The organism is Petrimonas sulfuriphila (genome assembly GCA_038561985.1).
GTDB lineage: Bacteria > Bacteroidota > Bacteroidia > Bacteroidales > Dysgonomonadaceae > Petrimonas > Petrimonas sulfuriphila.
The window spans coordinates 200657-226434 of record CP073276.1; the positions used below are offsets into that span (position 1 = coordinate 200657).

A 25778-nucleotide genomic window follows, 5' to 3' on the forward strand; every position below is an offset into this window, starting at 1 on the left:
AAAGACATTGGTATGGAATTTGTAGATATTCTTTTAAAACGGATCGAAGGAGAAAATGAATTAAAACGGCCAGTAAATGCCCTTATCTGTTTTTCAAAAGTGAAGACGGGAAAGGCACTGGGAGCACTCATGAATAAAATGGTCCGCTTCAGGCCCGACAAATCATCCGTCACGTTTTTAAATTTAATTGACGCCGAACAGGCAAAACACATCCAGGACGAGAACACGTATAAATCCGAATTGTTTTCCGATATCATCCAACTGAGCGAGGCAAACAAACTTTCTGTCCGCACATTTGTCAAACAGTCGGAAAACTATGTGGAAGATATCTTGCGTACTGCCGACGAATATAACTGCAACCTGGTGTTGTTGGGGATAGGAAGTTCTGTCTTCAACTCCTCACTTTGGCATAAATACCTTAAATTAAGAGAGGAAAACAACCTTCCGGAAGCTGCTCTTCAGCAACTCGACGAAAAAGCAGCTTCCTCGTTGAACAATGTATCCACACTACTTGCCCGCAATAAGCTTTCAACCGGAATATTTGTTGAGAACAACTATTTGGATGCCAATCAGCTTTTCGTGCCCATCCTCTATAAGGAAGATGCTTATTCGTTTCCCTATTTTTATCAAATGGCAAAAAATACAGATGTGACGGTAACCGTGTGGGATGCTATCGGACTTATGGAATCCGACCAAAAGTTCCAGAAACTTTTTCAGTTTATTGCAAAGAAAACCGATGGGCGGGTAAAGTTGTGGGACAATAACAAAAAGATTGAACTCAACTTCATCCAACAGCAAGACCTGATGATCATCGGATTCAACGGCTGGGAAAAGCTTATCGGCTCACCACTTTCGTGGACTCACTGTCTTCCTTCGGTCTTGATTATCAAAGATAATAAACAGACACTGATATGAACTTGAATGAAGCGACAAAAACACATGCCGATATTCTGGCTTTTATCGAAAGTTACCGTTTGAAGGACGCTTTCGATAGCTTAAAATCTTGGGCTGCCAGTCTGCAAAACTGGATTGCGGCGGAGAAAATATCGGAACTTGAAACCAACTACAAGTATATGATCCACTACCTTGTTGAAGGTAACAAGGATCCCGAACAACAAAAAATTTACCAGCGCCTGGTCCGCGACATATACTTACTGGCCGATGATTTGCTGGAACAGTGGCAAACCCGCAACAGTTCTTCCGTTTTTTTCGAGAGAGTAAGGATGGCTAATGTACGTCAACCATTATCCATAGAAGAATATCAGGACATTATCATCCGCCAGATCGATACTTTTTCAGTCATCGGTCTTTTGCCCGACGAAGATGAAAGGCAGACCCGAACTAGACAAAACACTGTAAAACAAGAGCATACCATACAGGATCTCTTTAACGCAGTTTTTTCTTCGTCACGAACAAACGAAGAACAGGTAAAGGCATACCGCGAATTTCTAGGCCACACCGGTATTCCCGTTCCGGTCAAATGCATGCTAATCTCCGCCCTTACGATGAACGTTCTGCAACGTTTTGACTGGCGGAAAGTGGAGCTATTATTCGATAGCTGCAGCCACGCCGAATCCGAAATCTCGTTGCGGGCTATAGTAGGTATTGTAGCCGTGCTCAGACAATACAAAAACCGGTGGAAGTATTATCCCGAAATCACCGGTAGGTTGTCGGTAATGGCAGATGATGCGGTTTTCGCGCGCCGTCTCATGACTGTTATCATCCAGTTTATTCAGGCACACGAAACCGAAAAAATCACTAAAAAACTTACGGAGGAAATCATTCCCGAAATGATGAAACTCAGCCCGATGATCGGGAAGAAAATAAACCTGGAAGAGTGGATGGGCGAAAGCGGCTTGGACGAAAAGAATCCCGAGTGGCAAAAAATTCTGGATGAAGCCGGATTAACGGATAAACTGCAGGAGTTTACCGACATGCAGATGGGCGGTGCAGATGTGTTCCACTCCACTTTCTCCAACCTTAAAAATTACCCGTTCTTCAACGAGATGAGCAACTGGTTTCTGCCGTTCGACAAGCAACACAGTTCCTTGCAACCTTTCTTTTCGGACAAACCGGAGAGTGACAGCCTGCTTTCCGCTATGCTCAACACTTCAATGATTTGCAACTCTGATAAATACTCATTCTGCTTCAGCATAATGGTTATGCCCGGACAATACCGCGACATGATGGCAGCGCAACTAGGAGCGGAAAGCGAGGAATTGAAAAAAATGGCAGAAGAGGAACTCGTACTCAATCCGTATCAAAAAGAAGAAACTATTTGCAAACAATATGTCCAGGATTTATACCGTTTTTTCAAGCTTTATCCGCGTAAAACCGATTTTGTCGATATTTTCGCAGCCCCTCTTGACTATCATCGGCTGAAACCGTTCCTTCCTATCGTTGCGGAAGCAAAGAATCTCGAACGTATAGCCTTGTATTATTTCGAGAAAAACAACTTCCAGGAAGCAGGCGAGACGTATCTGATGCTGGCAAAAAAAGGAACCCTTACAAGCGAAACCTGGCAGAAAATTGGCTATTGTTACCAGATGCAGGGTAAAGTAAAAGAAGCACTGGAAGCCTATCTGAAAGCTGACCTTATGGATGAAAACAACCCCTGGGTTCTGCGTCGCATGTCTCATTGCTATCGCTTATTGAAAGAACCCGAAAGCGCATTACAACATTATCGTCGGCTGGAACAACTCAAACCCGATGACCTGAATATACAGCTCAATATCGGCCACTGTTACCTGGAACTTGACGAATACGCCGAAGCACTGAACTATTACTTTAAAGTAGATTTATTGAGTTCCGACAATACCCGCGCATGGCGTTCCATAGCCTGGTGTGCATTCTTATCTCGTAAATTCGACGTTGCACAGCGGTACTATTCCCAAATCATCGAAAACAAACCCAATACTCACGACTACCTGAATGCCGGACACGTAGAGTTCTGTCTCTCCAATACCAAAAAAGCCGTTGAGATGTATATCCAAGCTGTAAAATCAGCAGGTAGCTTCCCCATTTTTAAATCGCTGTTCGACGAGGATCTGGATGAACTTCGTGAAGCTGGAATTGATCTGGAGATTTTACCCGTCATCTTGGACAAAGTGAGGTATGAGGTATATGAGAAAAAGTAAAATAAAAAAAGCCTTCCGGATTTCTCCTGAAGGCTTTTCTGATAAAGGACGGCGGCTACCTACTCTCCCACTTTGTGTGCAGTACCATCGGCGCCATTGGGCTTAACTTCTCTGTTCGGAATGGGAAGAGGTGGATCCCCAACGCTACAACCACCTTAAGTAAGTCCGGGAGTGAAAAGGTCTTTCCTGACCGCTCTTCTTCTCCCTGTGCTGATAAAACATGATGAAAAGTAAAAAGATCAATACTCACGGGCAAACAACCCAAAAGCCATATTTATCAAATCCTGCGATTCAAAGAGCTTGCACGAAAATAAAGCGTACGGGCAATTAGTACTGCTCGGCTACGTACGTTACCGCACTTCCACCTGCAGCCTATCAAGGTCGTCGTCTACAACCACCCTTATAAAGAGATCTAATCTCGAGGTAGGCTTCGTGCTTAGATGCTTTCAGCACTTATCCCTGCCCAGACTTAGCTACCCGGCAATGCAGCTGGCGCCACAACCGGTAAACCAGAGGTCTGTCCAACACGGTCCTCTCGTACTAGTGTCGGGGCCTCTCAAATCTCTAACGCCCACGATAGATAGAGACCGAACTGTCTCACGACGTTCTGAACCCAGCTCGCGTGCCACTTTAATGGGCGAACAGCCCAACCCTTGGGACCTTCTCCAGCCCCAGGATGTGACGAGCCGACATCGAGGTGCCAAACCATTCCGTCGATATGAGCTCTTGGGAATGATCAGCCTGTTATCCCCGGAGTACCTTTTATCCTTTGAGCGATGGCCATTCCATACTGAAACCACCGGATCACTATGCTCTAGTTTCCTACCTGATCGACTTGTGAGTCTCCCAGTCAAGCGCGCTTATGCCATTATACTCACCTAGAACGGTTACCAATCGTCCTGAGCGCACCTTTAGAAGCCTCCGTTACTTTTTTGGAGGCGACCACCCCAGTCAAACTACCCACCATACAGTGTCCTCCGCTTGAGCGGAGTTAGAAGTCAAACACCCGAAGGGCCGTATTTCAACGTCGGCTCCACAAGTACTGGCGTACCTGCTTCAAAGCCTCCGGCCTATCCTACACATCGGATGCCCAAATTCAATGTAAAGCTATAGTAAAGGTTCACGGGGTCTTTTCGTCCCATCGCGGGTAATCGGCATCTTCACCGATACTACAATTTCACCGAGCTCACGGTTGAGACAGTATTCTGATCGTTACACCATTCGTGCAGGTCGGAACTTACCCGACAAGGAATTTCGCTACCTTAGGACCGTTATAGTTACGGCCGCCGTTTACTGGGGCTTCAATTCAATGCTTCTCTTGCGATGACATCTCCTCTTAACCTTCCAGCACCGGGCAGGTGTCAGGCTATATACAGCTTCTTTCGAATTCGCATAGCCATGTGTTTTTGTTAAACAGTCGCCAGAATCTATTCTCTGCGGCCACTGTCGCCAGTGGCGTCCTTTCTCCCGAAGTTACAGGACTATTTTGCCTAGTTCCTTAACCGTGAATCACTCGAGCGCCTTAGTATTTTCAACCCAACTACCTGTGTCGGTTTACGGTACGGGTGCGTTGATAATTGGCGTTTAGCGGATTTTCTCGGCAGTCTGCTTACCCACATTATTGGCTCATCCGAAGACTTGCCATACTTTCAGGTTCAGCTCCCGGTGCGGATTTGCCTGCACCGGTCACAGCCTACCCCCTTCAACCATCTATTCCGTCAGATGGCAGTGGTGTCACTTCTGCGTCCCCACATAACTTATCAAAGCAGTAACGGAATATTAACCGTTTCTTCCATCGGAATCGCCTCTAGGCTTATCCTTAGGCCCCGACTAACCCTGATCCGATTAGCGTTGATCAGGAAACCTTAGTCTTTCGGCGTGCGGATTTCTCATCCGCATTATCGTTACTTATACCTACATTTGCTTTTCCGGACGCTCCAGAGTACCTCGCAGTACGCCTTCAACGCAGGACCGGAATGCTCCCCTACCAATTCATTAGAATTCCATGGCTTCGGTAATATGCTTATGCCCGATTATTATCCACGCTCCGCCACTCGACTAGTGAGCTGTTACGCACTCTTTAAATGAATGGCTGCTTCCAAGCCAACATCCTAGCTGTCAAAGCGGCAGAACTTCGTTTAATGCAACTTAGCATATATTTGGGGACCTTAGCCGATGGTCTGAGTTGTTCCTCTCTCGGACACGGACCTTAGCACCCGCGCCCTCACTCCCGGAGATCACTTACACGCATTCGGAGTTTGTCTGGACTTGATAGGCGGCGAAGCCCTCGCATCCAATCAGTAGCTCTACCTCATGTAAGCTCATTATCCGAGGCTGCACCTAAATGCATTTCGGGGAGTACGAGCTATCTCCAAGTTTGATTAGCCTTTCACCCCTACCCTCAAGTCATCCGAAAACTTTTCAACGTTTACCGGTTCGGCCCTCCATGTTGTGTTACCAAAACTTCAGCCTGCTCAAGGGTAGATCACTTGGTTTCGCGTCTACTCCTGCTGACTATGCGCCCTGTTCGGACTCGCTTTCGCTGCGGCTGACGCGCATCATTGCGCTTAACCTTGCCAACAAGAGTAACTCGTAGGTTCATTATGCAAAGGCACGCCGTCACCCCGTAAACGGGGCTCCGACCGCTTGCAAGCACATGGTTTCAGGGTCTATTTCACTCCTCTGTTCGAGGTTCTTTTCACCTTTCCCTCACGGTACTGGTTCACTATCGGTCTCTGGTGAGTATTTAGCCTTGGCGGATGGTCCCGCCGGATTCACACAGGATTTCTCGTGTCCCGCGCTACTCAGGATACCGGTAGGCTTCGCCAGGGGAGTCGCGTACGGGATTATCACCCTCTACGATGCGCCTTTCCAGGCGCTTCCGCTTCCTTGGTCTCTTGCCACTTCCCGGTCCTACAACCCCGGTATTGCCGAAACAACACCGGTTTGGGCTATTCCCGTTTCGCTCGCCACTACTCCGGGAATCACTTTTGTTTTCTTCTCCTGCGGGTACTTAGATGTTTCAGTTCCCCGCGTTTGCCTTCCATACTGGATGGAATGATACAATCTTCTCGTATCAGGTTGCCCCATTCGGAAATCCGCGGATCGATTCGTATTTGCCAATCCCCGCGGCTTATCGCAGCTTATCACGTCCTTCGTCGCCTTCCAGAGCCTAGGCATCCCCCATGTGCCCTTATGTACTTTATTTTCTCTTTATTTGTGCCGTCTGTACCACACCGCCCGAATTTCCCAAAAGGAAAAAACGAACCAGCGGTAGCAGGGCTTGATAAATACTTAGCTTTTTGTTACTTACTATTTTCTTGCTCTTTTTACTTTTACTTCATCATGTCAAAGATCGCTTCCAAGGGGAAACGCTTAACGCGAACACCCTTCGATAGCCGTCTGATACGGAGTCGAACCGTTGAACACTGTCCCCGACGGACATCAAACCTCAATATGTTTCCTCAAATCTCACGCCCGCGGCTCTCCTGCCGGCAAGGCTCACATCACTCTTCCTACCGGTCCCCGGTCTCCTCTTCGGCAGCCAGAAGGCCTGTTTCAAAGTGGAGAATAACGGATTCGAACCGTTGACCCTCTGCGTGCAAGGCAGATGCTCTAGCCAGCTGAGCTAATCCCCCGTTATCTTCCTTGTAGTCCCAGGCAGAGTTGAACTGCCGACCTCTACATTATCAGTGTAGCGCTCTAACCAACTGAGCTATAGGACTGTGCTGGTCGCAGTGTCGGCCGATCGCCGTAGGAAAACAGGACACGCCCGCCTCCCGTGCTCACGGTTCTGCCCGGTGAGTGTTATGTTGTTTTATATACGTTCCAATGACGGATGCAGTTTTGAATCGGTACCTCTCGGTTGAAAAAAAAAAACGTGAAAAGAGCGTCTGAAGACCGGGACTCCGATTAACGGGCCCCTTTTCTGCCTTCCATGCCCAAAACCCTGCCGTTAACAGGACGGGAACGTTCTCCAGAAAGGAGGTGTTCCAGCCGCACCTTCCGGTACGGCTACCTTGTTACGACTTAGCCCCAGTTACCAGTTTTACCCTAGGCCGCTCCTTGACGGTTACGGACTTCAGGTACCCCCGGCTTCCATGGCTTGACGGGCGGTGTGTACAAGGCCCGGGAACGTATTCACCGCGCCGTGGCTGATGCGCGATTACTAGCGAATCCAGCTTCACGGAGTCGAGTTGCAGACTCCGATCCGAACTGAGAGTGGTTTTGGAGATTAGCATCCTGTCGCCAGGTAGCTGCCCTTTGTACCACCCATTGTAACACGTGTGTCGCCCCGGACGTAAGGGCCGTGCTGATTTGACGTCATCCCCACCTTCCTCGCATCTTACGATGGCAGTCTCACTAGAGTCCTCAGCATGACCTGTTAGTAACTAATGATGAGGGTTGCGCTCGTTATGGCACTTAAGCCGACACCTCACGGCACGAGCTGACGACAACCATGCAGCACCTACACGGCGGCCCCGAAGGGAAGGCAGATCTCTCTGCCGGTCCGCCGCATTTCAAGCCCGGGTAAGGTTCCTCGCGTATCATCGAATTAAACCACATGTTCCTCCGCTTGTGCGGGCCCCCGTCAATTCCTTTGAGTTTCATTCTTGCGAACGTACTCCCCAGGTGGATTACTTAACGCTTTCGCTCAGTCGCTTACATTGTATCGCAAACAACTAGTAATCATCGTTTACTGCGTGGACTACCAGGGTATCTAATCCTGTTTGATCCCCACGCCTTCGTGCATGAGCGTCAGTAGTGGTTTAGTAAGCTGCCTGCGCAATCGGAGTTCCTCGTGATATCTAAGCATTTCACCGCTACACCACAAATTCCGCCTACTTCATCCACACTCAAGAAAGCCAGTATCGAAGGCACTTTTACAGTTGAGCTGCAAAATTTCACCGCCGACTTAACATCCCGCCTGCGCACCCTTTAAACCCAATAAATCCGGATAACGCTCGGATCCTCCGTATTACCGCGGCTGCTGGCACGGAGTTAGCCGATCCTTATTCGCAAGGTACATGCAAAGGAGGACACGTCCCCCACTTTATTCCCTTGCAAAAGAAGTTTACAATCCATAAGACCTTCATCCTTCACGCGACTTGGCTGGTTCAGAGTTGCCTCCATTGACCAATATTCCTCACTGCTGCCTCCCGTAGGAGTCTGGACCGTGTCTCAGTTCCAGTGTGGGGGATAAACCTCTCAGTTCCCCTATCCATCGTAGCCTTGGTGAGCCGTTACCTCACCAACAAGCTAATGGAACGCATGCCCATCTTCAACCGATAAATCTTTAACAAATATTCCCATGCGGGACCCCTGTGTTATGGAGTATTAGTCCGTTTTTCAACGGGTTATTCCCCTGTTAAAGGTAGGTTGCATACGTGTTACTCACCCGTGCGCCGGTCGCCACCATCGTATTGCTACTCATGTGCTGCCCCTCGACTTGCATGTGTTAGGCCTATCGCTAGCGTTCATCCTGAGCCAGGATCAAACTCTTCGTTGTATATTTGTTATATGTCTTGAACTTTTCCTGCCCCTGTTGTGTCAACTACAGGAAAGGCATCGACAAACAAAAAAACCGAATAGCCGGTGATCCTCAAACCCTCGATTCACGAATCTATTTCTTTTCCTTTTATGTTCTATTGAACGGGTACCAATATATATATTTTATATACTGCTTGTCATTAAAAAAACGTATATGAAAATCTTTCAAAGAACGATCAATTGCTTTCTACATCTACTTGTTTTCGGAAAGCGGATGCAAAGGTAGAAACTATTTTTGAATTGACAAAACAAAATCTGAATTTTTTTTGAAAAAAATTTTTTCAACTTGATTTCCAGTCGATTCTACAACTTCAATTTTTCAACTTTTGCAACTTTATTTGTTATCTCAATAACAAACCCTTTCGATTATTGCGAAAGGGATACAAAGATAGAGCATTTAATTTTATCGGCAAATTTTTTACCGCTTTTTTTTATTTTTTTTATCAAGAAACCGTTTTGATTTTTTTCATGCCATGTTTTAAGTCTATTTTTTTGATGGACCTGGCTTTTCAGCTCACATATAATAGCGGGCTATGTTGAAAAAATAAAAATTCAGAAAAGTTTCTATAATCAAACAGGTCTCCGGAGAGGAAATTTATTCCACGGAAACATGGGAGTGTCTGTTTATGATAGGTTTCACCTCAAAGGACAATTTCTCTCCTTTCCTTTCAACGTCAATATTCAGTGTATCTGGAGTGTCCCAGTCAATATATTGATTGAAATTGAACAGGTATGAGAATCCGGCCTTATACCTTTTTTTGTCATTAATCTCCTTAGAAATGCTGTTATAATGTATTATATCCCAGTACATGGCATTTTGAAACCCGTTTGAATCGGTATATTTTGTCGCTGGATCGCGATATTTCATTGTTTCAGCAATAAACCGCCGGTAACTGGAAGTAAGCGATACTGCATCGTGGTTGAAATTGTGGCCTTGCACTTTTATCACAACATCCCCCGGTTTAATCCCTGCGCGGGCTGCTGGAGACCCGGCATCAACAGAAACCACTGTTTTTAAATCATTCAAATCGTAACTAATACCTGTATAGTTATACCGCAAATACTTCACGTGGTAAGTGGCTCTTTCCAGGTTTCCTGAATTAGGAAATTTACTCAATATCAAAGGGAGATTCATTTCCAGGTAGTCCAGTAACCCGTAATTATCACTCAGCTTTTCTTTAACCTCGCTCTCCCAGACCAGCATCGACCTGCCGGGTTCCGTAAACTTCCGGTCATAAAACCGGTAGCCAAATTCCAGGTCATACATCACATCATCAATTCTAACAGGTTGAGTAGGATCAAATACAGGAATCTTAACCATCCGGTTGTTACGGGTATCGAATCGCCAGGTTCCGGAATAGGTTCCACGCGTAGGCGATTCCGTTTTGAACATGGGATTGTTCTGGTAACTGTAAAAGGTCTGAATGATAAAATCGGGGTCTTCACTGTCGCGCTTGAGACCGAGCTGAGACAGCACCCTCACAAATATTGAATTAATGCGTTCGTCCATTTCTCGTGAACTTACATCAGAAGGAGCAAAATCATAGGTCCGGTAATTAAAAAAATCAGCATCGGGGTTTATGGTCGTCTTTACCGGAATAATAAATTTCCGGTCCTGAATATCCTCAAGGCTATAAAACGAAAACACAGGAGCCAGTTGTGCTTCACTCAATCCGTTTCTCGGCCTGCAATCTTTAGCAATATGCATCGGCTTGAACGACGCTTCGAAGTTGCGTATGGATATCGACATTTCTGAAGGTTTCTCCATAAACCACGACATTATGGTATGTGACGGCTTCAGGTAAGTCCCGTTTCCGTTCACTTCAAGAATAATATCGTTGGCTTTTAAACCTGCTTTTTCGGCTGGAGATCCGGGAACAACCTCCGTAACAACAGGTTCGTTATTACCCCAGTTGGAATTATTGCTTATTTTAAACGAGAATCCCAGGTTGCAGGTGGTCTGATCATTTTGAGAAAAAACGGCAACGGATATTAGTAGTATAATGAATGCGGGTAATATTCGTTTCATAGCAGTATCGTTTATCAAACAACAAAGATACGTTTTTTTTCTGATTGAAATCCGCGAGTCGCTTATTTTGAGAATAAATGAAACTAAATGTTCATAAAATCCGTTATCTTTGTGCAAATAAGATAAAAAAACGGATAATTATGATATTGGACAACATAGAAAACGCACCCAATTATTTTGGATTGAATCCTTTGTTTGAAAAGGCTTTCGAGTATGTCAGAGGATTAGATGTGGACAATTTGCCAGAAGGAACTTCCGAAATAGAAGGCGTATACCTGAAAGCGTCGGCAGTAAAAATCGCCTTGAAAAGCAAAACAGAAACTAAACTGGAAACTCACAGAAAATTCATCGATATTCAGATTCCTATCACACGGGAAGAAATTTTCGGATGGAAATCCTTGAAAAACCTAAAGATGCCGACGCAGGAATACGACAGCCAAAATGATTTCCAGTTGTTTGAAGACGAACCGTCCACCTATATCCGCGTGCTTCCGGGCGAATTTATTATATTCTCGCCCGAAGATGCACACGCCCCACTTATCGGCGAAGGCATTACCCGGAAGATCATCCTGAAAGTTGCTGTTTTATAACTATAAATAATTACTGAGTAATTCATGTTGGATATCGTAAAAAATGACCCTTGGCTTGAACCTTTCAGTCGAAGCATAGAAGACCGGAACAATTACTTCTTGAAAAAAGAAAAGGAGTTGACTCAAAACGGAAAGATCAGGTTGTCGGACTTCGCAACAGGATATCTATACTTTGGACTACACAAGACAACAGATGGATGGGTTTTTCGTGAGTGGGCACCAAACGCTACTGAAATTTTTCTTATCGGCACCTTCAATAACTGGCAACGAATGGAACCGTACCGGCTGAGAAGTATTGAAAAAGGCGTTTGGGAAGTAAAAATTCCACCGGAACACATTCGTCACCAAGACTTATACAAACTTTTAGTCAGCTGGGAGGGTGGATCTGGGGAACGGATTCCCGCCTGGTGCCGTAGGGTTGTGCAGGACGCCCAGACACATATATTCAGTGCACAGGTATGGGAGCCGGCAACTCCATATACCTTCAAAATAACTAATTTTAAACCAGACACGTCGCCACTCCTTATATACGAATGTCACGTTGGAATGGCTACCGCAGAAGAAAAGGTGGGAACCTATAACGAGTTTAGGGAAAACGTGTTGCCCCGGATCAAGAACAGCGGATACAATGCCATTCAATTAATGGCTATTCAGGAACATCCCTATTACGGCTCATTTGGTTACCATGTATCCAATTTTTTTGCGCCAACGTCGCGCTTCGGCACACCCGATGAACTTCGCCAACTTATAGATGCAGCTCATGAAATGGGAATCGCGGTGATTATGGACATTGTGCATTCACATGTAGTAAAGAACGAATTGGAAGGGATTGCCCGTTTTGATGGCTCGTATGACCTGTATTTCCCAAGCAATCCCAACCGCAGAAACCATCCAGCCTGGGATTCACTTTGCTTTGATTACGGCAAAAATGAAGTCCTCCATTTTCTGCTTTCGAACTGCAAATACTGGATGGAGGAATATAGATTCGACGGTTTCCGTTTCGATGGTGTAACCTCCATGCTGTACTACAGTCACGGCCTGGAAGAGAGCTTCACCCGGTATGATGATTATTACAACAACAGACAAGACTTGGATGCCATTTGTTATCTGACACTGGCCAACAAGCTCATTCACGAAGTAAATCCCACTGCTATCACTATTGCAGAGGAAGTGAGCGGCATGCCTGGCTTGGGGTTGGACATAAAATCAGGAGGATACGGTTTTGATTACCGGATGGCGATGAATATCCCCGATTTCTGGATCAAGACCATTAAGGAGCGAAAAGACGAAGAGTGGCACCCCTCCGCTATTTGGTGGGAAACTACCAATCGTCGTGCAGACGAGAAAACAATCTCTTATGTGGAAAGCCATGACCAAGCATTAGTGGGAGACAAGACCATTATTTTCAGGCTAATAGACGCCGACATGTATTGGTTCATGTCGAAACTGAAGAGCAGTTCGTTCCGGGTAGACAGAGGAATGGCATTACATAAGATGATCCGGCTGGTTACGGCCACCACCATAAACGGAGGCTACCTGAATTTTATGGGCAACGAGTTCGGCCATCCGGAATGGATTGATTTTCCGCGGGAAGGGAACAACTGGTCTCACAAATACGCCCGGCGCCAATGGCAGTTGGCTGACGACAAAAACCTCAAGTACCATTACTTGGGGGACTTTGATAAAGCAATGATTAATCTCATAAAATCCGTTCCCGACTTTCAGACCACAACTATCACGAAAATCTGGGACAAAGACGACGACAACGTGCTGGCTTATATGCGGGAAAGGCTGTTGTTTGTCTTTAACTTCCATCCGGAAAAATCGTTTAATGATTATGGCATGTTGGTTCCTGAAGGAGAGTACAGCATCGTTCTCAACACCGACAACTTCAGGTTCGGCGGTTTCGGTCTGAACAACGATACCGTTCATCATTTCACGCATCACGATCCGTTGTATGCAAAAGACGGAAAAGGCTGGATTAAAATATACCTGCCGGCCCGTTCTGCCTTTGTTTTAAAAAAAATATGACTCCGGCCCTTTAAGGGAGCCGGAAAACAAATTTTACTTGAACAGTTCATTTTTTCTGTATACAATCCCGAAAATCCGGGAGAAACAAGAAGACCTGTTTTAACAAATTAAAAAACAATGAATACTTACGCTAATAAGCAGCATGCCGCCCAATCCTCTGAAGGGGATTCAGGGGTCGCGTTATATCCTTTAAAGTTTGAACCCATCCTCAGACCGATGATTTGGGGTGGTTCCGATATTTGTAAATTTAAAAACATTACACCTGCAGAAGACGGTATCGGAGAAAGTTGGGAAATATCGGGGGTGGAAGGCAAGATATCCATTGTTGGCAATGGAGAGTTGGCAGGAAAACCGATCGATGAAGTCCTTCGGACCAGCAAAGCCCGACTAGTAGGGAAAAAAGTATATGAGAAGTTTGGCAATACCTTCCCACTTCTTATCAAGTTTATCGATGCCCGTGATGATCTGTCCATTCAAGTTCACCCGGACGATAAGCTAGCAAAAGAACGACACAACTCCTTCGGAAAAACAGAAATGTGGTACGTAATAAAAGCCTCCTCCGATGCTTTTCTTTATTCAGGGTTTTCAACACAGATAACCTCCGATGAGTATATCAAGACAATAGAAAACAACAGCTTTACCGATAAACTTCAAAAATACGACGTAAAAACAGGCGATGTATTTTTCCTGCCTGCGGGCAGGGTTCACGCTATTGGTGCAGGATGCTTCATTGCAGAAATTCAGCAAACATCTGACCTCACTTATCGTATCTACGATTACAACAGAAAGGATGCACAGGGAAATTTACGCGAATTACATACAGAATTAGCAAAAGATGCTATCGATTACAACGTGTATGGTAATTATCAGACCGAGTATACAAATCGTCTTAACCAACCGGTAGAACTGGTAACGTGTGAGTACTTCTCAACGAATCTGCTGGAAATGGATATCCCGTTGGCACGGCACTATAACGCTCTCGACTCTTTTGTAATCTATATTTGTATGCAGGGACACTGTACGTTGAAAGACAACAATGGAAATTCTGTTTTTATCGGGCAGGGAGAGACCGTCCTGGTTCCAGCAGAGACCGAGTCGGTCTTAATTATCCCCAGTGAGACAACAAAGATATTAGAAACATTTATAAAATAGCTTCACGTATAAAGTCTAACAAGTAACACGTTTATGCGCGGTATTTTATTGATAAATATTGGAACTCCGGCTAGCTGCAGTAAAGAAGCTGTTAGGAAATTTGTGGGCGATATGCTTAGCGATCCGCTTGTTACCGGCCAGCCTGAATGGGTTTCCAGCTTTTTGGCAAAGAAGATTATCGCTCCGGTTTCATCCGGTAAGTCGTTTAATAAATACAGTCAAATCTGGCGAAAAGAAGATCCCGAGATCTCTCCCATGATCTATTTCATGCAAAAACTAGCCCAGTCACTGGAGGCGAAAAAAAATATTCCGGTGGAAGTCGCCATGCGATACGGTGAACCGGAGATTGAACAAGCATTGAAAGACCTGGAGAAAAAATGTCCACTGTTGCACGAAGTTGTTGTATTTCCCTTGTATCCGCATTATGCCCAATCTACCACGCAAACGACGATAGATGAAATCGGACGGGTTTTTTACAAACGTCCGCACTCGTACCGGCTGCAGCTTGTTGAGCCTTATTTCGACCATCCGGCATTTATAAATGCACTTGCCAAACATGCGGAGCCTTACCTGAAAGATATCGACAAGTTGGTGTTTAGCTATCACAGTCTGCCGGTTGACCAGGTGGAGGCAGGCTGGAAGAAAGGGAGAGAGTTTGATTATGTCTATCAATTGAAAGAAACCAATCGGTTATTCTGCGAAAAGCTCAACATTCAACTGCAATATACGCTTCTTCTTTATGCATCACAACGCGGCAACAATTGGCTGAAACCTTTTTTAGATAAAGATATTTCCGATTTACCCCGGCTAGGATGGAAAAAAGTAGCGGTAATAGCCCCTGGGTTTCCGGTGGATAATCTGGAAACACTGTACGACATCGACATTGAGGCTCGCGAATTGTTTATGAAAGCCGGAGGAGAAAAATTTGTCTTTGTTCCCTCCCTCAATAACTCCGATGAGTGGATAGAAGCGATTTGGAAAATAACCGTAGGAGTTTAAGCACAAATTAAAAACAATGAAATATTTTTATTTGCTTTTTCTGTGCACGATCTGCTCATTTTCAGCACATTCACAGGTTTTAAAGAACCTGGAGAGCGAATTGGTCTTACTCAACGTAAAAACCGGAAAGGAGAAAGTCATCCTGCGTGAAAAACGCCATTTTGAAGCACCCAACTGGTCGCGTGATGGGAAATTTCTGATCATCAACTCTGATGGAAAATTAGAAAAAGTATCGGTTAAAGGTGAAAAGCTTGGCATTATCGATACCGGATTTGCCGACCGGTGTAACAACGATCATGGACTTTCTTACGACGGAAAATGGCTCATTATAAGCCATAACGATTCAAGATTCACCTCGCCGGGAGGAAGTTCCCGTATCTTTATCCTTCCCGTATCCGGCGGTATTCCCCGATTAGTCACCGCGAATTATCCGAGTTACTGGCACGGAATCAGCCCCGACAATCAGTGGATTACCTATTGTGCCATACGAAACGGTCAATGGGATGTTTACAAAACCCACGTTATCACCGATAAAGAAGTCAGGTTGACAGACACGGATGGACTAGACGACGGCCCGGAATACAGCTACGACGGCCGATGGATCTATTTCAACAGCCACCGCACCGGACGAATGCATATCTACCGGATGCGCCCCGACGGAAGTAACCAAACCCAACTCACTTTCGATGAGTACGACAACTGGTTCCCGCATCCCGGACCCGACAATAAAAGCATCGCTTATATCGCCTATATCGAAGACCAGAAAGGGGGGCATCCGTTTGGCAAGAACGTAAAGCTTCGTTTACTGGACACAGAATCAAAAAGTATCCGCGACCTGACTCCCGTTTTTTACGGCGGGCAGGGAACGATCAATGTGCATAGCTGGTCACCCGATGGCAGCAGAATTGCTTTTGTAAGATATACCGATAACGATTGACAACATGAAATACGGAAAAGTAGAGGACCCGACGGGCATAGATTTTAGAATTCCCGCCGATGACAAAGCAACCCGGGGCGTTTTTAAAAACGTACCGGAAAGCGGGGTCGAAGCGTATATTGGTTGTGCGAAATGGAACAAAACTGACCTGAAAGGTTTTTACCCAAAAGGCACAAAAGACGAACTGGCCTACTATTCAAGACAGTTTAACTCCATTGAGATGAACTCCATATTTTATAATATGCCGAAAGCAGAACAGGTGGTGAAATGGAAAAACAAAACTCCGGACGGATTCAAGTTTTTTCCGAAAGTGACGCAATCCATCAGCCACATGCGCCGGTTGGACAATGTAGACGAATTAACGGCCATCTATTGCGATGCCATTTCACACTTTGAAGAAAAGCTCGGAATGTGTTTTCTGCAACTGCACGAAAATTTCGGCATCAAAGAGTTGAAAAAATTGAAGGTTTTCGTTGAAAATTTCCCGAAAGTGATCCCACTGGCGGTGGAAGTGCGCGGTCTGGAATGGTTTTCCGATAAGGTAACCTGGAACGGTTTTTGCGATTTTCTGGAAGAGCATAAGACCACCAATATCATTGTAGATACTGCCGGCCGGCGCGACATGCTGCATATGAGGTTGACTACTCCCACGGCCTTTATCCGTTTCGTGGGTTGCAATGTCGATGAAATTGACCGCAAGCGTATCGACGACTGGGTTGACCGTATTGAAAAGTGGCGCAAGGAAGGATTACAACATCTTTACTTCTTCGTCCATCAAAATGTAGAAGTGTCTTCGCCTCTTTTTTCTGCGTACCTGACAGAAAAACTGAACGAAAGGCTTAACCTCCACTTACATGTTCCCCAAATGGCAGGAGAACAGGGGAAATTATTTTAAAAAAAACAGATATTCAATGATCATGATTAAATCCATTGCAAAGCTTATACTCGCATTAAGTATAAGCACACTACCTGTTGTCACGCCAGCACAGCAAAAACCAGTAAGAATTGGTATCGCGGGCTTGTCACACGATCACATTCACGGGCTCCTGGGGAGAAAAGAGAAAGGCGATATTGTTATCGTTGGTATCGCGGAACCGGACAGCGGACTGGTGGAAAGATTAGCGAAAAGGTACGGTTTCGACAAAAAAATAGTCTATTCGAGTATCGATGAAATGCTCCGCAGCACAAAACCCGAAGCAGTAATGGCTTACAACGATATTTTCGGGCACCTGGAAGTAGTCGAGAAATGCGCCCCGAGAGGTATTCACGTTATGGTTGAAAAACCACTCGCCGTGAGTGTGGCACATGCCGATAAAATGGCCAAACTCGCCAAAAAAAATAATATACAAATACTTACCAACTATGAAACAACCTGGTACGGAAGCAACACCGAAGCATATAAAGTTGTGAACGAGGAAGAACAAATCGGGGAAATCCTCAAAATTGAATTTCATACCGGACATCAGGGACCAGTAGAGATTGGCTGCAGCAAAGAGTTCCTCGCCTGGCTTACCGATCCTGTACTAAATGGTGCCGGAGCGCTCAACGATTTTGGCTGTTACGGAGCCAACCTTTCCACTTGGCTTATGAAAGGCGAAACGCCCGTTTCTGTTACGGCCGTGACGCACACCAATAAACCACAGGTTTATCCAAACGTGGATGATGAGGCCAGCATCATCGTACAGTATCCGTATAATCAAGTGATTATCCAGGCATCATGGAACTGGCCTTACAACCGGAAAGAGATGAAGATTTACGGACAATCGGGATATGTTTTCTGTAGAGATACCGAAAATATGACTGTATTTAAATCAAAAGAAAAAAAGGCCACAGACAAAGCCGCCCCGGCATTAAACGAAGACAGAAACGACGCTTTTTCTTATTTTGCCCGTGTCGTCCGCGGAGATATTAACCCTCAACCGTATGATCTTTCAGCCCTGCCCAATAATGAGGTAGTGGTTAAAATTCTGGAAATGGCGAAAAAATCTGCTGAAAACGGAAAAACAATTGTGTGGAAAGAATATTTCAAATAAATCCTATATTTCGCTACAATTCATTTATTTTACGAAGTGACTATACCGGCGAAAAAAACTTCATAAAAACGTAACCGTTTTTTTTATCTCCATTTACGGTTATTCTTTATTTTTGTGGTGAAAAGTAATAGACACTCGAATGAACAATCGTGATTTACATTTTCCAGAGGAGGGTTTCAATCGCCCGTTGTTTTTACCTAACGATAAATTAGAAGTCGTGTCTTTTCGGCAAGGGGTGCGGAAGAGAAAATCGAGAACGGCCTCCGTAATCGCCTGGATTCAATTGGTAGGATGGTTGATCTATTTTGCGATCAACCTTATAAATCACCTTCGCTTCAACCTGTCCGAAACTCCCGCGAAGAACTCACTTCTCTCTCAAACACTATCCGCATTCGTTTACGAGTTCTCTCAAATCACTTTCATCTGGGTGACCATATCCTCCATTTTAAGTATTGCGGGATTACATAAAATGAAATCCTGGGGTTGGACTGCCGCGATTGCAGCAAACTCTCTCTGGCTATCCATATTTGCGTTTACATTTACTCAAAACCCGTCTGAAAGAACAGTTTTTGAAAAAACGTTCTTCATCGTTTTCGCCCTGTTTGCCGTAGTTTCCACATTATGCCTGTGGCGGAAACGATTTGTCTTTTGGAGATAATCCCGGTAAGCTTTTTTCTCGTTTCACCTCACAACAACCCATTCAACATACCACCGTCTACCTGAATGGTTGTTCCGTTGATCGACCTGGCCTGTTCCGAACACAGATAACAAACCAAATTGCCCAGTTCCTCCGGATCCATATAGCGTTTGTGTGGAAAGTCCAGGATAGCTCTCTGTTCATACTCATTTGTGGAAATCCCTTCCGCTTCGGAGCGGACTTTCATCAGTTGCATAACCCTGTCGGTCTTGAAATAACCGGGAGAAACGTTATTGATGGTTATACCCTTTGAGACAAGCTCTTTACTGATCGTTTTAGCAAAACTTACTACCGCTGAACGGAAAATATTAGACAACACCATGTTAGGAGCGGGCTCCTTCACAGTGATGGAAGTGATGTTCACGATTCTGCCCCACCCGTTCCTTTCCATGAAAGGGAGGCAACCCTGAATCATCCGGATGTTGTATTTCAGCACCGAACGGTATGCGTCATCCAAATCATCTGAAGTAACCTCCCGAAAGGTTCCCGGCTTCGGGCCACCGGAGTTGTTGACCAAAATATCGATTCTGCCAAATTTCCGAATGGTTTCATCGATAATCCGCTGATTATCCTCAGCAGAAGCCATATCAACCGACAAAGCCAACACCTCAACTCCCAGCAACTCTATTTCGCTTTTGGTTCTCTGCAAGGTTTCTTTACGGCGGGCACACAATACAATGTTCACACCTTCTTTTGCTAATGCTACCGCACACGCCTTTCCCAGCCCTTTGCTGCTTCCACCGATAATGGCCACTTTACCTGTTATATTCAGATCCATATACTTTTTTTCTTTAATAACGCCAAACCAACGTTCTTGTTTTATATTTCAAAGACGATAATCAAAAAACAGCTATTTTTCGTATCTTTGCACTTCAAAAAAACGATTCCCTTTTTGGTATTACCGGTCTGTAAATCCGGAACAGGGAACACACAACTCTATTTTATGTCAAAACAATTTAAACGCACACTTATCACATCGGCATTACCATATGCAAATGGCCCGGTTCACATCGGACACTTAGCGGGAGTTTATGTCCCGGCAGATATCTACGCCAGGTATTTACGCCTGAAAGGAGAAGAGACCCTTTTTGTGGGTGGTTCTGATGAACACGGAATCCCTATTACCATTCGTGCCCGGAAGGAAGGTGTTACACCTCAGGACATTGTGGACCGTTACCACGAGCTTATCAAAAAATCGTTTGAAGAGTTTGGAATTTCATTCGACATTTATTCACGCACCACATCCGATATTCACAAAAAAACGGCATCGGATATGTTCCTGAAAATCTATGAAAATGATGGATTTCAAGAAATTGAAAGCGAACAGTATTACGATGAAGAGGCCGGACAATTCCTTGCAGACAGGTACATCACCGGAACCTGCCCCCACTGCAGCAACCAACGCGCTTACGGCGACCAGTGTGAACAATGCGGCACTTCGCTCAGCCCAACCGATTTAATTAACCCTAAATCGGCTTTAAGCGGAAGCATACCCGTTATGCGAACAACCAAACATTGGTATTTACCGCTCAATGAACACGAAGCTTGGCTGCGTGAATGGATTTTGACAGAGCATAAAGAGTGGAAATCGAACGTATACGGACAATGCAAATCGTGGCTCGACCTGGGCTTGCAGCCACGTGCCGTAAGCCGCGACCTGGATTGGGGAATACCTGTTCCGTTGAAAGATGCCGAAGGAAAAGTGCTTTACGTCTGGTTTGATGCGCCCATCGGTTATATTTCCAATACGAAGGAACTGCTACCCAACGACTGGGAAAAATGGTGGAAAGACGAAAACACCAAACTGGTTCATTTTATCGGGAAAGACAACATTGTGTTCCACTGCATCGTTTTCCCGGCAATGCTTAAAGCAGAAGGCTCTTACATCTTGCCCGAAAATGTTCCCGCAAACGAATTTTTAAACCTCGAAAACGATAAAATATCCACATCACGCAACTGGGCGGTATGGCTGCACGAATACCTTGAAGAATTTCCGGGTAAACAGGACGTGTTGCGCTATGCGCTTACTGCAAACGCACCCGAAACCAAAGACAACGATTTCACGTGGAAGGATTTTCAGGCACGCAACAACAATGAACTGGTTGCTGTTCTGGGCAATTTCATTAATCGCGCATTGGTACTTACGCAGAAGTATTTCAACAACCTTGTTCCTGCTCCAGGAGAACTCTCCGGTTACGACAGCGAAACCATTGCCGAATGCCAGAAAGTGAAACAAGCTGTAGAATATAATCTCGAAAACTACCATTTCCGTGAAGCACAAAAAGAAGCGATGAACCTGGCACGTATCGGAAACAAATACCTGGCAGATACCGAACCGTGGAAAACGGCAAAAACTGACAGCGAACGCACGGCCACTATCCTGAACCTATCGCTACAGATCGTTGCCAATCTGGCCATCGTATGCGAACCCTTCCTGCCTTTTTCGACAAAGAAGATCTACGCGTTTATACATGCCAAGAAATTCGATTGGGAAAAGTTAGGGAGTTTTGACCTACTTCCTGAAGGGCACGAATTGGGAAAAGCAGAACTCCTTTTTGAGAAAATTGAAGATGAAACCATTGAAAAGCAAGTGGAAAAACTTCACGCAACCAAGGCTGCAAACGAACAGGAAGCGTACCGGGCTAAACCCGTCAAAGACAACATCATTTACGATGATTTCGACAAGCTGGATATCCGCATAGGAACCGTTCTGGAATGTGAAAAAGTGCCTAAGGCCGATAAATTGCTGAGATTCCTGCTTGACGATGGTCTCAGCAAGCGCACCATTTTATCGGGAATTGCGGCATACTACCCCCATCCCGACCAACTGGTCGGGAAACAGGTTTGTTTTATTGCCAACCTGGAACCGAGGAAATTGCGTGGCATTATGTCTGAAGGGATGATCCTTTCTGCAGAAAATGCCGACGGTTCGTTATCGTTGATAGAACCGTCGGAAGAAGTATTGCCCGGAAGCCAGATCAGTTGAATGTCTCCGATTTTTTTATTTTCAGGTTTATTAACTTCAAAACAGTAACGTTTTTCTGTTTTTTCCATCTTCAATTATACAGGAGGAATATTGTAAAATTAAAAACTTACCCATTATGAAAAAATTAATTGTTTTTTTTGCGATTTTTGTCATGGGCATATCTGCCTTTGCTCAAAAAACACATCGGATCATGGGGTGGAAAATCACCAAAGACATTCCGTTGAATGAACTGAAAGTCAACTTGCCGTTTACTATTTTTGGATCGTCACCTGAAATTTCGTACGAACGAATTTTAAATACCGACATCAGTGTAGGAGCATCTTTATTGGCAAGTTTGGATACAGACCGAAATCCATATCAATTCGCGTTTACGCCGTATTTCCGGTGGTTTTTCGGAGGCAATAGGGAATCGATGCAGAAACTTGCAGCCGGATTCTTTATCGAGGCGAACGGGTCGATGTACTCCCAACTAATGGACACCGGTTCCGTTCTGAATGGAGCCGAAGCAGAGAATGAAGTTTCAGAAATGGGAGCCGGACTAGGATTGGCCATTGGCTGGAAATACCTTACCAAAAATAACTGGGTAGGAGAAATCTATTTGGGAGGAGGCCGAAATTTTCTCAAAAATGATTACGGTGCAGAGGCATATCCCCGTTTGGGAATTTCTATCGGGAAACGATTCTGATAATTTACAATAAACAGGTGTCAAAAATAGCGAAGCAAACCCGGCTTCGCTATTTTTATTTGTCGCGAATTGAAATGCTTTCGAGTTTATTCTGTAAATTTGCTCATTAAATACGTATACAAAGCAACAGAACGATGAAAAATTCCAGTCGACTCAAGAAATTTTTACCCGATTTGATCGTAATCATTTCGTTTATCCTTATCTCATTTATCTATTTTGTGCCGGCCGTAATGGACGGCCGGGTAATTACACAGGGAGATTCCCTTGCCGCTGTCGGACAAGGGCAAGAGCAACGGGATTTTATGAAACGCCACGACGGTGAGCGTACGCGCTGGAACCTCTCGATGTTCGGAGGGATGCCATCGTATCAGATGAGTCCCACTTACAATTCGAGCAAACCGCAGGATTTGGCGAAAAAAGCCTATTCGCTGTTTTTGCCCAACTACGTTTACCTTGTTTTCATCATGCTGCTGGGGTTCTATATCCTTATGCGGGCATTCCGGGCATCACCATTGGTCAGTGCACTGGGAGCCATTGTGTGGGCATTCTCCTCGTATTTTTTTATACTTATCGCCGCCGGACACATCTGGAAGTTTATTACATTGGCATATATTCCGCCCACCATTGCGGGATTGGTATATGTATACCAAAAAAAATACCTGCCAGGGGCATTGTTGATCATGATTTTCGTAGCATTCCAGATCTCGGCGAACCATGTTCAGATGAGTTATTATTTCTTCTTCCTGATGTTTTTTATGGTAGCAGCCTTTCTTGTGCAAGCTGTTCGTGAAAAAAAACTCGCTGGTTTTTTGAAATCAACTGTCGTGGTTGTCATCGCAGGGATGATCGGTGTACTGACAAATTCCTCCAACTTGTACCACACGTATGAATACTCCAAAGAAACGATGCGCGGGAAATCAGAACTTTCACACCACGGAGCTGAAAATAAATCAAAAAACGGATTGGAGCGTGATTACATAACAGGATGGAGCTACGGAGTAGATGAAACCTGGACACTGCTCGTTCCAAACACCAAAGGCGGATCTTCTTCTGCCCGGATGTCGGAAAACCTCAAAGCGATGGAGAAAGCACGCCCTGAATACCGCGAGCTGTATAAACAAATCGCACAATACTGGGGTGAACAACCGTGGACGGCGGGGCCGGTTTACGTGGGGGCTTTTGTTTTGATGCTGTTTATTCTCGGCCTTTTTATCGTGAAAGGACCCGTAAAATGGGCGCTACTGGCAGGAACCCTTTTTTCCATACTGCTCTCGTGGGGGAAAAATTTTATGCCACTTACCGATTTCTTTATCGACTATATTCCCATGTACAACAAGTTCCGGACGGTTTCTTCAATCCTGGTAGTGGCTGAATTTTGTATTCCCCTGCTTGCAACCCTTGCGGTAAAAGAAATTGTCCAAAAGCCGGAAATCCTTAAAAAAAACATGAAATATGTAGGGATAAGCTGGGCTCTCACGGGTGGAATGGCTCTTCTCTTTTGGTTGTTGCCTGAATTATTTTTCCCCTCTTATATTTCCAACTTCGAAATGCAGCAACTGCAATCGTTGCCCACAGAACATGTTCAGACGGTTATCGGAAACCTCACGGAGATGCGCATATCCATCTTCAGAGCAGATGCCTGGCGTAGTTTTTACATCATTCTAGGAGGGGTCTTGATGCTGATCGCTTTTGTGTCCGGCAAATTAAAAGCCCAATGGATGGTGACCGGGATACTACTTCTTTGTCTAGCCGACATGTGGACGGTAAACAAAAGATACCTCAACGACAACGACTTCACCCCTAAATCAAATGAGCAACAGATGTTCGCACAAACACCAACCGACCTGCACATTTTGCAAGACACCACCAAATATTATCGGGTTCTGAATATGGCAACCAGCACATTCGACGACGGAGTTACGCCCTATTATCACAAAACCATTGGCGGTTACCATGCCGCAAAACTACGCCGATACCAGGACCTGATTGATATACACCTGATCAAGGAGATGGGAGTGTTGCAACAAGATATCATCCGTACGCAGGGCACTATGGACTCCGTAAATGCCGACGGGTACAAGGTATTGAATATGCTCAACGCCAAATGGATCATTATGCCAGCTCAAGGAGGAACCGTTCCGGTAGAGAATCCTTACGCTATGGGGAATGCTTGGTTTGTTGATAACATCCAGTTCGTAAACAACGCAGATGAAGAGATCGATGCGTTAGCGGCGATCGATTTAAGCAGGCAAGCCGTAGCCGACAAAAAATTCGAGTCTGTCTTGCAGGGATTCAACGTATCGACAGCCGATTCGGCATCCACCATCACGTTGGCCGATTACGATTCAAATTTTATTACCTACACGGTAGATGCGAAGAAAGACGAATTGGCTGTCTTTTCGGAAATTTACTACCCCAGGGGATGGGAAATTACCATTGACGGACAACCGGCCCAGATGCTACGCGCTAATTATACGTTGCGAGCCTTGCCCATTTCCGCGGGAACACACAAAGTGGAATTCCGTTTTGAGCCAGCTAGCATAAAGGTTACGGACGCAGTTGCATTTGCGGCGTTAGTTGTGATGTTGCTTACGGCAGTATGGATTGTATTTAGCGAAATAAAACAAAACAAACGAAGACAAAAACAATGAAAAAATCAATCTTTTACCTCTTTATTGTCCTGATGCTTTCCGCATGCGGAAGCGTTGTAGAAATGACAAGTTCCAAAATGAACCGGCTTGAGCTGGGTATGTCGAAAGAAGAGGTCACCCACATTTTAGGGAATGGATACACTATCGCCGAAAAACGGATTGAAGCCGGGAAGCAAATGGAAATTCTGTCTTATAGGGATTTTTATAAAGACGAAGAATTTTACATGTTTGTATTCGAGGATAACAGATTAAAAGAATGGTATCGTGATCTTTTGCCGAAAGTAGAAAAATAAGAAGGACA

General features: G+C 45.1%; 16 protein-coding genes, 2 tRNA genes and 3 rRNA genes. 14 read left to right on the forward strand and 7 right to left on the reverse strand.

The window, feature by feature from the left end; all coding sequences use genetic code 11:
• Nucleotides 1–12: 12 nt before the first annotated feature.
• Both KCV26_00710 and KCV26_00715 read left to right on the forward strand, forming a co-directional pair.
• Nucleotides 13–915, forward strand: coding sequence for a hypothetical protein (locus KCV26_00710; GenBank protein WZX36945.1), 903 nt, complete (start codon nt 13–15; stop codon nt 913–915).
• Nucleotides 912–3137, forward strand: a complete 2226-nt coding sequence (locus KCV26_00715; protein WZX36946.1) for a hypothetical protein — start codon at nt 912–914, stop codon at nt 3135–3137. Before KCV26_00710 ends, KCV26_00715 begins: the two co-directional genes overlap by 4 nt.
• A gap of 46 nt (nt 3138–3183) precedes the next feature.
• On the opposite strand, the gene rrf is transcribed toward KCV26_00715, so the two are convergent.
• The 6 genes from rrf to KCV26_00745 form a co-directional block, all read right to left on the reverse strand.
• Nucleotides 3184–3295, reverse strand: a 5S ribosomal RNA gene (rrf, locus tag KCV26_00720).
• 148 nt (nt 3296–3443) lie between these two features.
• Nucleotides 3444–6345, reverse strand: a 23S ribosomal RNA gene (locus KCV26_00725).
• A 356-nt stretch (nt 6346–6701) separates the two neighbouring features.
• Nucleotides 6702–6775: transfer RNA gene (locus tag KCV26_00730), tRNA-Ala, on the reverse strand.
• Between the two features lie 13 nt (nt 6776–6788).
• Nucleotides 6789–6862 (reverse strand) — tRNA-Ile (locus KCV26_00735).
• A 255-nt stretch (nt 6863–7117) separates the two neighbouring features.
• Nucleotides 7118–8646 (reverse strand): 16S ribosomal RNA (locus KCV26_00740).
• Together the 16S, 23S and 5S rRNA genes with 2 tRNA genes alongside form the textbook arrangement of a ribosomal RNA operon.
• 636 nt (nt 8647–9282) lie before the next feature.
• The gene (locus KCV26_00745) at nt 9283–10716 is read right to left on the reverse strand and encodes a PDZ domain-containing protein (GenBank protein ID WZX36947.1); all 1434 of its coding nucleotides are present in this window, start codon (nt 10714–10716) and stop codon (nt 9283–9285) included.
• Between the two features lie 140 nt (nt 10717–10856).
• Between KCV26_00745 and KCV26_00750 the strand changes: the two genes are divergently transcribed.
• The 8 genes from KCV26_00750 to KCV26_00785 all read left to right on the forward strand — a co-directional run bounded on the left by KCV26_00750 (nt 10857) and on the right by KCV26_00785 (nt 19116).
• Complete coding sequence (locus KCV26_00750) at nt 10857–11306, forward strand: YhcH/YjgK/YiaL family protein (GenBank protein ID WZX36948.1); 450 nt, start codon at nt 10857–10859, stop codon at nt 11304–11306.
• A gap of 24 nt (nt 11307–11330) precedes the next feature.
• Nucleotides 11331–13337 carry an alpha amylase C-terminal domain-containing protein gene (locus KCV26_00755; protein ID WZX36949.1) on the forward strand — a complete coding sequence of 669 codons (2007 nt, stop codon included), beginning with the start codon at nt 11331–11333 and terminating at the stop codon, nt 13335–13337.
• Between the two features lie 117 nt (nt 13338–13454).
• The gene (locus KCV26_00760; GenBank protein ID WZX36950.1) at nt 13455–14489 is read left to right on the forward strand and encodes a class I mannose-6-phosphate isomerase; all 1035 of its coding nucleotides are present in this window, start codon (nt 13455–13457) and stop codon (nt 14487–14489) included.
• A 33-nt stretch (nt 14490–14522) separates the two neighbouring features.
• Entirely contained in the window at nt 14523–15488 is a 966-nt protein-coding gene (hemH, locus tag KCV26_00765) for a ferrochelatase (GenBank protein WZX36951.1), read from the forward strand.
• 16 nt (nt 15489–15504) lie between these two features.
• The gene (locus tag KCV26_00770) at nt 15505–16425 is read left to right on the forward strand and encodes a TolB family protein (GenBank protein ID WZX36952.1); all 921 of its coding nucleotides are present in this window, start codon (nt 15505–15507) and stop codon (nt 16423–16425) included.
• A 4-nt stretch (nt 16426–16429) separates the two neighbouring features.
• Nucleotides 16430–17320, forward strand: coding sequence for a DUF72 domain-containing protein (locus KCV26_00775; protein WZX36953.1), 891 nt, complete (start codon nt 16430–16432; stop codon nt 17318–17320).
• 16 nt (nt 17321–17336) lie between these two features.
• Nucleotides 17337–18458 carry a Gfo/Idh/MocA family oxidoreductase gene (locus KCV26_00780; GenBank protein ID WZX36954.1) on the forward strand — a complete coding sequence of 374 codons (1122 nt, stop codon included), beginning with the start codon at nt 17337–17339 and terminating at the stop codon, nt 18456–18458.
• Between the two features lie 139 nt (nt 18459–18597).
• On the forward strand, nt 18598–19116 hold the full coding sequence (locus KCV26_00785) for a hypothetical protein (GenBank protein ID WZX36955.1): 519 nt from the start codon (nt 18598–18600) through the stop codon (nt 19114–19116).
• A gap of 28 nt (nt 19117–19144) precedes the next feature.
• Here KCV26_00785 and KCV26_00790 read toward each other — a convergent pair whose 3' ends face one another.
• Entirely contained in the window at nt 19145–19933 is a 789-nt protein-coding gene (locus KCV26_00790) for an SDR family oxidoreductase (GenBank protein WZX36956.1), read from the reverse strand.
• A gap of 165 nt (nt 19934–20098) precedes the next feature.
• Here KCV26_00790 and metG point away from each other — a divergent pair, with 165 nt between their 5' ends.
• The 4 genes from metG to KCV26_00810 all read left to right on the forward strand — a co-directional run bounded on the left by metG (nt 20099) and on the right by KCV26_00810 (nt 25770).
• Nucleotides 20099–22141, forward strand: a complete 2043-nt coding sequence (gene metG, locus KCV26_00795; GenBank protein WZX36957.1) for a methionine--tRNA ligase — start codon at nt 20099–20101, stop codon at nt 22139–22141.
• 115 nt (nt 22142–22256) lie between these two features.
• Entirely contained in the window at nt 22257–22826 is a 570-nt protein-coding gene (locus KCV26_00800; GenBank protein WZX36958.1) for a hypothetical protein, read from the forward strand.
• 134 nt (nt 22827–22960) lie between these two features.
• Entirely contained in the window at nt 22961–25477 is a 2517-nt protein-coding gene (locus tag KCV26_00805) for a YfhO family protein (GenBank protein WZX36959.1), read from the forward strand.
• Complete coding sequence (locus KCV26_00810; protein WZX36960.1) at nt 25474–25770, forward strand: lipoprotein; 297 nt, start codon at nt 25474–25476, stop codon at nt 25768–25770. Before KCV26_00805 ends, KCV26_00810 begins: the two co-directional genes overlap by 4 nt.
• The last annotated feature ends 8 nt before the right edge of the window (nt 25771–25778 follow it).

Coding starts and splice junctions, on each gene's coding strand:
- KCV26_00710 (WZX36945.1), top strand. CDS start 13: ATGGAATTTGTAGATATTCTTTTAAAACGGATCGAAGGAGAAAATGAA.
- KCV26_00715 (WZX36946.1), top strand. CDS start 912: ATGAACTTGAATGAAGCGACAAAAACACATGCCGATATTCTGGCTTTT.
- KCV26_00745 (WZX36947.1), bottom strand. CDS start 10,716: ATGAAACGAATATTACCCGCATTCATTATACTACTAATATCCGTTGCC.
- KCV26_00750 (WZX36948.1), top strand. CDS start 10,857: ATGATATTGGACAACATAGAAAACGCACCCAATTATTTTGGATTGAAT.
- KCV26_00755 (WZX36949.1), top strand. CDS start 11,331: ATGTTGGATATCGTAAAAAATGACCCTTGGCTTGAACCTTTCAGTCGA.
- KCV26_00760 (WZX36950.1), top strand. CDS start 13,455: ATGAATACTTACGCTAATAAGCAGCATGCCGCCCAATCCTCTGAAGGG.
- hemH (WZX36951.1), top strand. CDS start 14,523: ATGCGCGGTATTTTATTGATAAATATTGGAACTCCGGCTAGCTGCAGT.
- KCV26_00770 (WZX36952.1), top strand. CDS start 15,505: ATGAAATATTTTTATTTGCTTTTTCTGTGCACGATCTGCTCATTTTCA.
- KCV26_00775 (WZX36953.1), top strand. CDS start 16,430: ATGAAATACGGAAAAGTAGAGGACCCGACGGGCATAGATTTTAGAATT.
- KCV26_00780 (WZX36954.1), top strand. CDS start 17,337: ATGATCATGATTAAATCCATTGCAAAGCTTATACTCGCATTAAGTATA.
- KCV26_00785 (WZX36955.1), top strand. CDS start 18,598: ATGAACAATCGTGATTTACATTTTCCAGAGGAGGGTTTCAATCGCCCG.
- KCV26_00790 (WZX36956.1), bottom strand. CDS start 19,933: ATGGATCTGAATATAACAGGTAAAGTGGCCATTATCGGTGGAAGCAGC.
- metG (WZX36957.1), top strand. CDS start 20,099: ATGTCAAAACAATTTAAACGCACACTTATCACATCGGCATTACCATAT.
- KCV26_00800 (WZX36958.1), top strand. CDS start 22,257: ATGAAAAAATTAATTGTTTTTTTTGCGATTTTTGTCATGGGCATATCT.
- KCV26_00805 (WZX36959.1), top strand. CDS start 22,961: ATGAAAAATTCCAGTCGACTCAAGAAATTTTTACCCGATTTGATCGTA.
- KCV26_00810 (WZX36960.1), top strand. CDS start 25,474: ATGAAAAAATCAATCTTTTACCTCTTTATTGTCCTGATGCTTTCCGCA.